Annotated in this window: 8 protein-coding genes; 4 read left to right on the top strand and 4 right to left on the bottom strand. The window is 61.8% G+C overall.

Annotated elements, in window-relative coordinates; all coding sequences use genetic code 11:
• The first annotated feature begins 5 nt into the window (after positions 1–5).
• From aceF to msrA, 4 genes are all read left to right on the top strand, one after another.
• On the top strand, positions 6–1,640 hold the full coding sequence (gene aceF, locus AB7M32_RS07065; RefSeq protein WP_454249488.1) for a dihydrolipoyllysine-residue acetyltransferase: 1,635 nt from the start codon (positions 6–8) through the stop codon (positions 1,638–1,640).
• Between the two features lie 382 nt (positions 1,641–2,022).
• A complete protein-coding gene (locus AB7M32_RS07060; RefSeq protein WP_454249487.1) occupies positions 2,023–3,414 on the top strand; it encodes an alkaline phosphatase D family protein in 1,392 nt (463 codons plus the stop codon).
• A gap of 182 nt (positions 3,415–3,596) precedes the next feature.
• Positions 3,597–6,290 carry a putative bifunctional diguanylate cyclase/phosphodiesterase gene (locus AB7M32_RS07055; protein ID WP_072407199.1) on the top strand — a complete coding sequence of 898 codons (2,694 nt, stop codon included), beginning with the start codon at positions 3,597–3,599 and terminating at the stop codon, positions 6,288–6,290.
• Between the two features lie 84 nt (positions 6,291–6,374).
• Complete coding sequence (gene msrA / locus AB7M32_RS07050; protein WP_063323235.1) at positions 6,375–7,022, top strand: peptide-methionine (S)-S-oxide reductase MsrA; 648 nt, start codon at positions 6,375–6,377, stop codon at positions 7,020–7,022.
• 156 nt (positions 7,023–7,178) lie between these two features.
• Here msrA and AB7M32_RS07045 read toward each other — a convergent pair whose 3' ends face one another.
• From AB7M32_RS07045 to putP, 4 genes are all read right to left on the bottom strand, one after another.
• Entirely contained in the window at positions 7,179–8,015 is an 837-nt protein-coding gene (locus AB7M32_RS07045) for a 23S rRNA (adenine(2030)-N(6))-methyltransferase RlmJ (RefSeq protein WP_092444649.1), read from the bottom strand.
• 81 nt (positions 8,016–8,096) lie between these two features.
• Positions 8,097–8,828, bottom strand: coding sequence for a DUF4123 domain-containing protein (locus tag AB7M32_RS07040; protein WP_454249486.1), 732 nt, complete (start codon positions 8,826–8,828; stop codon positions 8,097–8,099).
• Positions 8,825–10,882 carry a type VI secretion system Vgr family protein gene (locus AB7M32_RS07035; protein WP_454249485.1) on the bottom strand — a complete coding sequence of 686 codons (2,058 nt, stop codon included), beginning with the start codon at positions 10,880–10,882 and terminating at the stop codon, positions 8,825–8,827. Before AB7M32_RS07035 ends, AB7M32_RS07040 begins: the two co-directional genes overlap by 4 nt.
• Before the next feature lie 459 nt (positions 10,883–11,341).
• Positions 11,342–12,826: a sodium/proline symporter PutP gene (gene putP / locus AB7M32_RS07030; RefSeq protein WP_072407207.1), complete on the bottom strand. Its 1,485-nt coding sequence runs from the start codon at positions 12,824–12,826 to the stop codon at positions 11,342–11,344.
• Positions 12,827–12,882 lie beyond the last annotated feature (56 nt).

Here is a 12,882-nt window from a genome sequence, read left to right as displayed (position 1 = left end):
TTTTCGTGAGCGAACTCATTCGCGTACCTGACATCGGCAGCGGTGAAGGTGAAGTAATTGAACTGTTTGTGAAGGTCGGCGACCGTATCGAAGCCGACCAGAGCATCCTGACGCTTGAATCGGACAAGGCCAGCATGGAAGTGCCTGCGCCGAAGGCCGGTGTCATCAAGAGCCTGAAAGTGAAGCTGGGCGATCGCCTGAAAGAAGGCGACGAACTGCTGGAGCTGGAAGTCGAGGGCGCCGCTGCGGCGCCTGAAGCGGCCGCTCCCGCCGCTGCCCCGGCGGCGGCTGAAAAGCCTGTCGCCGCACCGGCCGCCGAAGCTGCTCCCGCTCCGGCCGCTGCGCCTGCCGCAGCCACGGTCCAGGACATTCATGTCCCGGACATCGGTTCGTCGGGCAAGGCCAAGATCATCGAAGTCCTGGTCAAGGTCGGCGACACCGTCGAAGCCGATCAGTCGCTGATCACCCTGGAATCCGACAAGGCCAGCATGGAAATCCCATCGCCGGCCGCCGGTGTGGTGGAAAGCGTCGAGATCAAGCTGGAAGACGAAGTCGGCACCGGTGACCTGATCCTGAAGCTCAAAGTGGCGGGTGCCTCGGCACCTGCCGCACCAGCCCCGGCCGCTGCACCTGCCGCCAAGGCTGAAGCAGCGCCAGCCGCCGCGCCTGCCGCTAAGGCCGAAGCTGCGCCTGCCCCTGCCGCCGCCGCGCCTGCGCCAAGCGGTGCCAAGGTACACGCCGGCCCGGCGGTGCGTCAGTTGGCCCGTGAATTCGGTGTCGAGCTGTCGGCCGTTGGCCCAAGCGGCCCTCACGGTCGTGTGCTCAAGGAAGACGTGCAAGCCTACGTCAAGGCCATGATGCAGAAGGCCAAGAACGCACCAGCCGAAGGCGCCACTGGCGGCGCGGGCATCCCGCCGATCCCGGCGGTGGACTTCAGCCGCTTCGGTGAAACCGAAGAAGTGGCCATGACTCGCCTGATGCAGATCGGCGCGTCGAGCCTGCACCGCAGCTGGCTGAACATTCCACACGTGACTCAGTTCGACCAGGCCGACATCACCGAGCTGGAAGCTTTCCGCGTCGCGCAGAAAGCCGTGGCGGAGAAGGCCGGCGTGAAGCTGACCGTGCTGCCACTGCTGCTCAAGGCCTGTGCGCACCTGCTCAAGGAACTGCCGGACTTCAACAGCTCCCTGGCCCCAAGCGGCAAGGCTGTGATCCGCAAGAAATACGTGCACATCGGCTTTGCCGTCGACACCCCGGAAGGCCTGCTGGTACCGGTCATCCGCAACGTCGACCAGAAGAGCTTGCTGCAACTGGCTGGCGAAGCCGCTGCCCTGGCCGAAAAAGCCCGGAACAAGAAGCTCACCGCCGACGACATGCAGGGCGCCTGCTTCACCATCTCCAGCCTCGGTCACATTGGCGGCACCGGCTTCACGCCGATCGTCAACGCACCGGAAGTGGCGATCCTGGGCGTTTCCAAGGCCACCATCCAGCCGGTCTGGGACGGTAAAGCCTTCCAGCCGAAGCTGATGCTGCCACTGTCGCTGTCCTACGATCACCGTGTGATCAACGGCGCCGCCGCTGCACGCTTCACCAAGCGCTTGAGCGACTTGCTGGGCGACATTCGCACCATCCTGCTGTAACACCGGGCGGCCCTCCCTCGGGGAGGGCCATTCGGAGCACTGTTTTCCGAGCGCCACGCTCGTACCTCAACCCCGTCCGTTTGGCGGGGCTTTTTTTGCCTGGAATTCAAGCCAGGTGCATGGATGTTGGATGTGGCGGCTTCATCGCGAGCAAGTTCGCTCCCACAGCGGATTTGAGGTGCTCCTGTGGGAGCGAGCTTGCTCGCGATAGCCGTATTTCCTACCCCGCAAGTTTTAAATGACTACACCCCCTGTTAGTCATTGCCCACAACTTGCGCCCCCTTCCCTGTCGATATTTATGGCGCGCCGGGCTTTAGCATCAAAACCGCCAAGGCCACTTGATGCTTGCACCCACCGACTAAAACTTCGAATGGATTCGAACATGTACAAACCTACCGTCGGCCCCATTGTCGGGCACACGACCACTGACCACGCGCGGATATTCCTGCGGGGCGATCACGGCAACAACCGGGTATTCGCCGGTATACGACACCGGCGTCGAGGGGATACACGCTGGTCAAAAGGGCACTTTGTCCAATTGAAGGCCTACCGCGACATGTCCGATGTGATCGTGTTGAAAGACCTTCAGCCCGACACCGCCTACGAATACCAGGCCGGCTGGCTCAGCCCCTTGAGCCCGACCCATACCGTGGAAACCATCCAGGAACTGCCACTGCAATGGCCTCGGAACACCTATTGTTTGCACACGCCGGCCGACCAACCCGATGCGCCACGTGCTTATATCGTGGGCTCATGTCGCTACTTGCGGATCGCCGCCAGCACCCCGCTACTCCCCGGCCTTGGGGATCGCACCTTTGCCGGCATCAATCGCATCGTCGAACAGGCCGCCCCACCGATCAGCGCGGTGTTAATGACCGGAGACCAGGTTTATCTCGATGACTTGAATATCATCGGCCCGGACCGAACCTATAAGCAGATCCTTTTCAGATACCGAACGGTATTTACCCAACCGCACATCAGCAAGCTGATGTCTGGCACGCCGACCTACATGATCCTCGACGACCATGAAATCGAAGACAACTGGCCCGCCAGGAAAACTGGCCACGACGACGTCCTGTATGCCAATGCCATGAGCGCCTATGGGCTTTACCAGGCCAGCCATGGGCCCGCCCATGAACTGTCGAGCGACGGAACATTGAACAAGTCGTTGACCCGCTACTGGTACACCTTTGCCCATGGCGATATCCACTGGTTCGTCACCGACAGCCGGACGCAACGCAATCTGTCGGCGGACGATCGGCGCATCCTCGACGCGGACCAGGAAAAATCCCTGCTCGAATGGCTCGTCAGCAGCCCCGCCCGGGTCAAGCTCGTCGTTACCAGCGTGATGTTTTTCCCTGACCGCCAGCGCAATGACGGCGATGCCTGGCAGGCCTTCCCGGAACAACGCCTGCGCTTGCTGGAAACCATCCGCCGCTATCGGATCAAAAACGTGGTGTTCATCTCGGGTGACGTCCACGGCTCGATGACCAGCCGCCTGCGGCACACTCAGGATCCTGATTTCGAGGTCAACACCGTCGTTTCCTCGCCGTTCTACAACAGCAAATTGTTGCCTTTTGCAAAAGCCGCGGATTTTATTTTCCACAGGCCCATGGCCCGCACGGACAGCGGTGAGTACCGCTATGAACTGACCAGCGAAGTGGTGAGCCAGGACAACTTCGCCCGCCTGCAGGTCACGGCACAGAGCCTTCACGTCACCTTCCACGACCGTGACGGCGAGCCCTTGCAGACACTCGATATTGCGCTGCGATGAACTTCCATGCCCTCTGATCGGTTGGCGACTGGAGAAATCCCTTTGTCGGCCGATAAAAGGTTTATAGCACTTGGCCTTCATCTCTCTTGTCAGCCAGTGCCGCAATGATGCAACCTTGCGCCAATCCGTAATAACGAGGGCGTCAGCCCGGCGCGATCAGCATTTTCGAAGCGAGTTTCCCCATGAAAAGCCAACCCGATGCCGCCAGCCGTATGGCGGCCGAGGTAGTGACGCAGTTACCGGTGCCCGCGCGGCTCGGTATGCTGCGTTTCGAACGGCTGAATGAAGCTAGCTGGGCGCTGTTGTTTCTCGACCCCAACTGCGAGCGACACTTCGGCCTGCCGGCGGTGGAACTGTGCTCGCTGGTCAGCTCGCCCTACGCCAGCCTGATGGAACCCGAAGCGCGCTATCAATTGCACGACGCGATCCAGCAGCAATTGGCCCAGGCCGCGCATTACCAGATTCGCTACACGCTCCACACCGTCAAGGGCCCGATGAATGTGCTGGAGACGGGCGAAGCCTACAAACAGCACAATCGTCATCTGCTGCGCGGTTACCTGCTGGTGGTGGACAATTTGCTGCAAAGCGAACCCTCCATGCCGGCCCTGGACTTGGAAACCCAGAACTCGCGCCTGCAGATCGCCCTGGAACTGAACCAGCGCGCCCAGCAGGAGCAGCTCCAGCATCTGGACCGGGTACGGGCCCAACAGGACCTGATCCTGCTGCTGACCCGTCAACGCTACAGCGCCAACAACTCCTTGCTCGAAGCGGCCGAACTCATCACCCGCAGCGCCTGCGACATCTATCAGATCGACTGCGCCAGTATCTGGAACCTGGACGACGGCAAACTGGTGCCGATTTCCGCCTACAACCGCGCGTCCCAGGAATACTTCCTGCCGGCGGTCATCGACGTCAACGAGTTCCCCGACTACATGGAGGCGCTGCAGACCTGTCGTGCCATCGACGCCCACAATGCGATGCGCGACCCGCGCACCCGGGAAATGGCCGAGAGCCTGCGCGCTCGCGACGTCAACGCCATCCTCGACGCCAGCGTGCGCATCGACGGCCAAGTGGTGGGCGTGCTGTGCCTGGAACAGGTGGGGGCCACCCGCGCCTGGCAGTCGGATGAAATCGCCTTTGCCGGCGAGCTGGCGGACCAGTTCGCCCAGGTCATCAACAACCACAACCGCCGCACCGCCACCAGCGCCCTGCACCTGTTCCAGCGCGCCGTGGAGCAAAGCGCCAACGCGTTCCTGCTGGTCAATTGCGACGGTGTGGTGGAGTACGTCAACCCAAGCTTCACCGCCATCACCCAGTACACCACCGAGGAAGTCCACGGCCAACGCCTCTCGGAACTGCCGGCCCTGGAGAACCTCAGCGAGCTGCTGTTCGACGCGCCCTCGGCGCTGGCCCAGAGCAACAGTTGGCAGGGCGAGTTCAAGAGCCGGCGCAAGAACCTGGAACCCTACTGGGGCCAGTTGTCGATTTCCAAAGTCTACGGCGACAACCGCGAGCTGACCCACTACATCGGCATCTACGAAGACATCACCCAAACCAAACTGGCCCAGCAGCGCATCGAGCGCCTGGCCTACACCGACAACCTGACCAACCTGGGCAACCGCCCGGCGTTCATTCGCAACCTCGATGAACGCTTCGCCCGGGACAGTGATTCGCCCATCAGCCTGCTGCTGGTGGACATCGACAACTTCAAGCGCATCAACGACAGCCTCGGTCACCAGACCGGTGACAAACTGCTGATCAGTCTGGCCCGGCGCCTGCGCAACAGCCTGAGCCCCAGCGGCAGCCTGGCGCGATTCGCCAGTAACGAGTTCGCCGTGCTGCTGGACGACACGAGCCTGGAGGCCGGGCAGCAGATCGCCAGCCAATTGCTGATGACCCTCGATAAACCGATGTTCGTCGACAACCAGTTGATCAGCGTGACCGGCTCCGTGGGCCTGGCCTGCGCGCCGCTGCACGGCCGTGATCCGCAGACCCTGATGCGCAACGCCGGCCTCGCCCTGCACAAGGCCAAGGCCAACGGCAAGCATCAGGTCCAGGTGTTCACCGAGGCGCTGAATGCCGAGGCGAGTTACAAGCTGTTCGTCGAAAACAACCTGCGTCGCGCCCTGACCCAGAACGAACTGGACGTGTTCTACCAACCCAAGTTGTGCCTGCGCAGCGGCCGTCTGCTGGGCATGGAGGCACTGCTGCGCTGGAACCATCCGGAAAAGGGCATGATCCGCCCGGACCAGTTCATCAGCGTGGCCGAAGAAACCGGCCTGATCATCCCCATCGGCAAATGGATCGCCCGCCAGGCCTGCCGGATGAGCAAACAGCTGACCGCGGCTGGCCTGGGCAACCTGCAAGTGGCGATCAACCTGTCGCCCAAGCAGTTCTCCGACCCGGACCTGGTCGCCTCCATCGCCAGCATCCTCAAGGAAGAACAACTGCCGGCCCGCCTGCTGGAACTGGAGTTGACCGAAGGCCTGCTGCTGGAGGCCACCGAAGACACCCACTTGCAACTCGACCAGCTAAAGCGCCTGGGGCTGACCCTGGCCATGGACGACTTTGGCACCGGGTATTCGTCCCTGAGCTACCTGAAAAAATTCCCGATCGACATCATCAAGATCGATCGCAGCTTCATCCATGAGATCCCGGACAACCAGGACGACATGGAAATCACCTCGGCGGTGATCGCCATGGCTCATAACCTGAAACTCAAGGTCGTGGCCGAAGGCATCGAAACCGCCCAGCAACTGACGTTCCTGCGGCGTCACCGCTGCGACGTCGGCCAGGGCTACCTGTTCGACCGGCCAATCCCCGGCGCGGAGCTGATCGAAAAGCTCAAGCGCTACCCGCGCGGGCCTCTGGTCTGACAGCTGCGTATAGCTTGCGGCGGCTTTTCTGAGGCACACTGGCGGTCTATTTCGCTCAATTCAATCTGACTGAGAGGACTGATAATGGTCTTGCGCTCGGAAATCCTGGTGAATAAAAACGTGCTTCCTACTCAAGAACAAGCCCTGCCTGGCCGTGAAACCCCGATGACTGTGCCGGACAAACACTTCGTCCTCGACGCGCCCCTGCTGGGCCCATTTGCCATGGACGTGGATTTCGCGATCTTCGGCCTCGGCTGCTTCTGGGGCGCGGAACGCAAGTTCTGGCAGCGCGAAGGCGTGGTCAGTACCGCGGTGGGTTACGCCGGTGGTTTCACACCGAACCCGACGTACGAAGAAGTCTGCTCGGGCCTGACCGGCCACAGCGAAGTGGTGCTGGTGGTCTACGAACCAGCGAAAGTCAGCTACGAACAGCTTCTGAAGATGTTCTGGGAACTGCACAACCCGACCCAGGGCATGCGCCAGGGGAACGATATCGGCACCCAGTACCGTTCGGTGATCTATGCCACCACCCCGGCCCAACTGGCGGCGGCCAAACACAGCGAGCAAGTCTTCCAGGCCGAGTTGACCAAGGCCGGCAAAGGCACCATCACCACCGAAATCGAAGAAGCACCGACGTTCTACTTCGCCGAGGCCTATCACCAGCAGTACCTGGCGAAGAACCCGGAAGGCTATTGCGGGATTGGCGGTACCGGCGTGACCTGCCCGATCTGACTAAAAGTCTGTTCGCGATAGCGGTGGGCCTGGGCGGTGATGTTGGATGTGCCGCCGTCATCGCGAGCAAGCTCGCTCCCACAGGTGCGTACACCCTAGAACCCATGTGGGAGCGAGCTTGCTCGCGACAGCGCCCTTCCAGACGCCAGCAAAACCTCACTCAGCGATCAACCAATCCATCTGCCACCCGCCCTGGGTCTGCCCCAGCTTTTTCGACAGCCACGGCAGCAGCTCACGCAACTCTTCTTCCAGCCCCCACGGCGGATTGGCAATCGCCAGGCCGGAGCCATTCAGGCTGTTGGGCGTCGCCAATGGGTGCACCAGCAGTTCCACGCGCAGCAGCTTCGGCGCTCCCGTGCCGGCCAGGTCCTGGTAGAAGCGGCGCAACATCCGCTGGTCCTTCACCGGGTACCAGATGGCTGCCACCGTCTGGCGCATCCGGCCAACGGCCTCCTTGAGCGAGGCGGCGCAGCGCTGCATCTCGTCAAGCTGCTCGAAGGGCGGATCGATCAGCATCAAGGCACGCTTTTCGGCCACCGGCAGCAACGCCCGCGGCACATGCCAGCCTTCACCCAGGTGCACCGCCACGCGACGGTCGCCTTTCATGTTGTCCTTGAGCAACACACCGTCTTCAGGGTGCTTTTCGTTGAGCAGCACTCGGTCCTGGGGCCGAGTCAGGCGCCGCGCCAGTTCCGGCGAGCCCGGGTAGTAGCGCAACTGCCCGTCCGGGTTCATCTCGTGCAGCACCTTCATGTAATCGGCGGTCAACGGCGGCAGGTCGCCCTCGCCCCACAACCGCGCAATGCCTTCCAGGTACTCACCGGTACGGTTGGCCTGGTCACCCTGCAAGTCGTACAGCCCGATGCCCGCGTGGGTGTCGAGGTAGGCGAAGGGCTGCTCCTTGCGCGACATCAGCGCGATGAGGCGGGTCAAGGTCAGGTGTTTGAACACGTCGGCGTGATTGCCGGCGTGGAAGGCGTGGCGATAATTCATGGCGGCTCCTGCGAAGGGCGACGAGTTTACCTTGAAGCGCGTCGAACGTCAGGGGTTGGCAGCCCGGCGGGCACGCCACGATCAGCCCAGCTCCCGCAGCAAGTACGCCTGCAAGGGCGCCTTTGGCGCGACAACCGGCTTCGATCGCTCAAGAAAGTGAGCAATCTTGCACCGCAGGACGCGATGGTCGACCCGCTCGCACAGAGACGGATGCTCTTGGCCAAGCCACGTGAGCAAGTTATCCAACAGACAACTCGTCGGGGCCTCGGTCATGGCGTCCAGCAGCGCCACCGGCACTTCCCACCAAGGAAAAATCCGCGCCGGCCGCTGGACGTTTCCGACGAACTCAAGGGATTGAGCGTTGATCAGGCAACGATTGATGACCGGCAGGAGCTCCCCGGCATCCACCACTGTCGATCGCAGGATCTGTCCCATGAAGCGCCCATCCCAAAAACGCAGAAAAACCGGCTTACCACCTGGCAACAGCACCTGCGTCAACCCACGCAAATGCTCGGCAAGGGTTTCCTGGCTGGCACACGACACCGCCAGCCAACCCCAGTCGAGCGAGTCGGTGGCCGCTATCCAATCAAGAAACCCACAGTCTGCGCGAACAAGCCCTACGTAGGGCATGACCGCCTCCCACTCGGCGTACGGCGTGTCGGCCCAGATCGCCGTGGGTGTCGCGGCCATCGAACGCCGCCAGGCCGCCAATGCCCCAGCGCTACTGGCGTTGCTGAAAATGGCGAAAAGTTGCTCGGGCACCTGCAACGGATGGTGCTCAAGCCAGACGCGGGGCGTTTGACCACTGTTCATGGGCGCTCCTGTATGTCGACCGTTTTGTGGAAGGCCAATGGCCCTGCGCAGACGCCGTTTCTGCAACGCTCGCACTCCTCGCAGAACGGCGCCGAGCCTTGGAAGCTGAGGATTTGCGCCAGGGAAAGCCGAGGGGCCGGCGCAGCGACCTGCGTCCCGGAGCCCTCCGGCGAACCCGCCATCGCCCCCATGACCGCCATCGGCGCCCCACCGACCTCGATCGGCACGCTGCTGAAAATTCCGTCGGCGCCAATGTTGATCCAATGACCGCCAGCCTGGAGGGTCACACTGGCGCCAGCCTCCAGGACCACTTGCTGGCCGGCGCTGACATGAAACTGCCGGCTGGCGCTCAGGACTTGGCTGGTCACGCGAACATGTCGCTCGCCGCCCACCAGCAAATGATCGTCCTGGCGGACTTCAGCATGGCGTCGGCCATGGGTAACGCGCTGCTCATCGGCCTTGAGTTCGTGCCGTGCGGTGCCGATGACGACGATGCTGCGCTCGTGATCGACCTGCACCCGCTGGTCGTGCAGCACGTGCTGGGTCCAGTTTCGCTGGGCCCGCAGGTAGATTTCCTCAGCCCCCTTGCGGTCCTCGATGCGCAACTCGTTGTAGCCTTCCCCGCCGGGACTGCTCTGGCTGCGCCATATACTGCGAGTCTTGTCCGCCGGCAGGTCCAACGGCACCGGGTTGGCGCCGTTGGGCAGGCAACCCACCACCAATGGCTTGTCCACGTCGCCATCGATGAACCCCACCAGGACTTCCATGCCGACCCGGGGAATCAGCACGGCACCATAGTGATCATGGGCCCAACCCGAGGCCACTCGCAGCCAGCAACTGGAATGCTCGTCGCGCTGGCCGTCGCGATCCCAGGCCAGTTGCACCTTGACCCGCCCGAATTCATCGCAATGGATCTCGCTGTCCACCGGCCCGGTCACCACCGCTGACTGATAACCGTGGGCACGGGGCTTTTCAGGGTGCAAGGGCGGCCGAAAAAACACCTCCCACGGTGTAGCGAGAAAAGTGTTTCTGTAGCCCTGGAATTCATCCGGGCCGGCGGAGGCTGTTTCTTCCAGCACCTGGGGTTGGCGGCCATGATGGTCGATATGCGTCAGGAGCCAGAGATCGTTCCACTGTTCCCTGGGATGGCCCTCGATACGCATGAAATGTCCGCTGACGAAAGCGCTGTCATCGCTGCTACCGTGCGCCACGCGATGATCGGCGCCATGACGCTCGAGGGCACGCCGGGTCAAGTGCTTGCCATCGTCCCGGTCGCAGAACCCACCGGGGTAGCGATAGTCTTCGAGCGCCGGCAGTTGCCGATTGTCGAGGTGGGCCTGCAACAACAGGCCGGGCTTGCGGAAGTCGTAGTCGCGCAACGTTACGGCCGTGGTGCGGGTCTGCAGTCGCACCGCCAAACGCTTGATGGCCGGCGCGTCGGCAGCCATGCCGCTGTCCGCCAGGTACAGCGTCGAGTCGGGCAGGCAGGGGAACCCGGTCTGATCGTCACCGAACACCAGCAGATGGCCGTCAGGGCGGTGCCGAAAGTGATAGTGGATACCGACTTCGGCACAGATCCGCTCGATGAACGCCAGGTCGCTTTCGGCGTACTGCACACAGTATTCACGCTCGGGATAGTGCCCTGCGAGGATGAACTGGAAGGCCCCCTCCAGGACCCCATGTTCCTTCAACACCCGGGCGACGATATCGGGCACGCTCAAGTGCTGGAAAATCCGCTGGTTGATACGGTGGCGCAAGTAGGCCAGGCGCGGCACCAGACTGACCTGGTAACGGGTCAGGCGGTTGCCCGAATCGCCTTGGGCCACGCTATAGACCTGACCGTGCACACCCCCTCCCCGGCCATCGAATCGCAGGAATGCCTGGCGATGCAGTAGTTCGTCCAGTACGAGGTCGCAGCGCTCGCTGACCAGATCCACGTCAAAGCGATAGGGCTGGCTGATGGTTTCCTTGCCCTTGAACTCAAGCACCTTGAGTTCATTAGGCCCACTGTCGAGCGTCAGCGTGAAACGCGGTGGATTGGCAGGCGGGAACATCCGATGTGCCTCTGCTGAATGGAGGCGGGCGATTCTGCACGAGCAGTAGGGGACGTGTACGGGAGGTCAGGAAAAACAGATTTGCCCTACATCCACGAAGGTAAAAGCTGCAAAGCGTGATGCATTTTCCGATAGACATTCGAAGCATCGTCGCCGTCCTGCACATGAATCAGCAATTTCTTGCGACGTGCTCGATCTGGCGGCGAATGGTTCCTGGTGTGGCAATCAGAGATCTGGGGCCAGGACGCTATGTTCAGGTTCTATAGCTCGCAGGCTTCTACAGAGCCCAGCGGTAGGAGCTGTCGAGCGGAGCGAGGCTGCGATCTTTCTCCAAACACTTGAGCCTCAAGTGAAAGATCAAAAGATCGCACGCTTCGCCAGCTCCTACAGAGCCCAGCGGGAGCAAGCTCCCTAGCCACAATGGATCACACCTGCGGGCTCGAAGCCGCGCTGAAGGCCTTACTGGTTCAGACGAAAATCTTTTTCCGCCGCGTCGAAGCGCTGCAGCATACCGGCGGTAGGTGAGCCCATCTTGCTGACAAAGTAGATGGCCAGGCTGGCGAAGATGAAGCCCGGGATGATTTCGTACAAGCCCAGCAACGCGAAATGCTTCCAGACGATCACGGTGATTGCACCCACCAGAATGCCGGCGAGCGCGCCATTGCGGGTCATGTTCTTCCAGATGACGGAGATCAGGACAACCGGGCCGAAGGCAGCACCGAAACCGGCCCAGGCGTAGCTCACCAGACCGAGTACGCGGTTTTCCGGGTTAGCGGCCAGGGCAATGGCGACCAAGGCCACCAGCAACACCATGGCGCGACCGACCCAGACCAGTTCCAGCTGGGAAGCGCTCTTGCGCAGGAAGGTCTTGTAGAAGTCTTCGGTCAGGGCGCTGGAGCACACCAGTAACTGGCAGCTCAAGGTACTCATCACCGCCGCCAGGATGGCCGACAGCAGTACTCCGGCAATCCATGGGTTGAACAGCAGTTTTGCCAGCTCGATGAACACGCGCTCAGGGTTCTCGGTCACGGGCCCGGCCACATCAGGGTGGGCCGAGAAGTAAGCGATACCGAAGAAGCCCACGGCCACGGTGCCGCCCAGGCACAGGATCATCCAGGTCATGGAGATGCGACGGGCATTGGCGATCGATTTGACCGAATCCGCTGCCATGAAGCGCGCCAGGATGTGCGGTTGGCCGAAATAACCCAGGCCCCAGCCCATCAGCGAGATGATGCCGATGAAGGTGGTGTTTTTCAGCATGTCGAAGGACGAAGGATCTTTCGCTTCGATGGCCAGGAACGTGGTGTCCACGCCACCGGTCGCCAGCAGCACGATGATCGGCGTCAGGATCAGCGCGAAAATCATCAGGGTGGCTTGTACGGTGTCGGTCCAGCTCACGGCCAGGAAACCGCCAACGAAGGTGTAGGCGATGGTCGCTGCGGCACCGGCCCACAGCGCGGTCTCGTAGGACATGCCGAAGGTGCTTTCGAACAGACGGGCACCGGCCACGATGCCGGAAGCGCAGTAGATGGTGAAGAACACCAGGATCACCACCGCAGAGATGATCCGCAGCAGGCCGCTCTTGTCTTCGAAGCGGCTGGAGAAGTAATCCGGCAGCGTCAGGGCATCACCGTTGTGCTCGGTCTGCACCCGCAGGCGACCGGCCACGAACAGCCAGTTCAGGTAGGCGCCGACGATCAGGCCGATGGCGATCCAGCTTTCCGACAGGCCAGACATATAGATGGCACCCGGCAAACCCATCAACAACCAGCCGCTCATGTCGGAGGCACCGGCGGACAAGGCCGTGACCACGCTGCCCAGGCTGCGACCGCCCAGGATGTAGTCGGAAAGGTTATTGGTGGAGCGGTAAGCCATCAGGCCGATCAGGACCATGGCTGCGATGTAGATCACGAAAGTGATCAAGGTGGGATTACTAACACTCATGAGTTACGCCCTGGCTTTGTTTTTATGGTGCGGTGGCAGTTGAAAGCGCCGACAAC

Source organism: Pseudomonas sp. R151218B TE3479 (genome assembly GCF_053629195.1).
Note: the sequence above shows the minus strand (reverse complement) of the source record. Positions and strands in the feature narration are given on the sequence as shown.

Excerpts from the sequence above, each read along its gene's own strand:
- AB7M32_RS07060 (WP_454249487.1), top strand. The coding sequence starts at position 2,023 with ATGTACAAACCTACCGTCGGCCCCATTGTCGGGCACACGACCACTGAC.
- AB7M32_RS07055 (WP_072407199.1), top strand. The coding sequence starts at position 3,597 with ATGAAAAGCCAACCCGATGCCGCCAGCCGTATGGCGGCCGAGGTAGTG.
- msrA (WP_063323235.1), top strand. The coding sequence starts at position 6,375 with ATGGTCTTGCGCTCGGAAATCCTGGTGAATAAAAACGTGCTTCCTACT.
- AB7M32_RS07045 (WP_092444649.1), bottom strand. The coding sequence starts at position 8,015 with ATGAATTATCGCCACGCCTTCCACGCCGGCAATCACGCCGACGTGTTC.
- AB7M32_RS07040 (WP_454249486.1), bottom strand. The coding sequence starts at position 8,828 with ATGAACAGTGGTCAAACGCCCCGCGTCTGGCTTGAGCACCATCCGTTG.
- AB7M32_RS07035 (WP_454249485.1), bottom strand. The coding sequence starts at position 10,882 with ATGTTCCCGCCTGCCAATCCACCGCGTTTCACGCTGACGCTCGACAGT.
- putP (WP_072407207.1), bottom strand. The coding sequence starts at position 12,826 with ATGAGTGTTAGTAATCCCACCTTGATCACTTTCGTGATCTACATCGCA.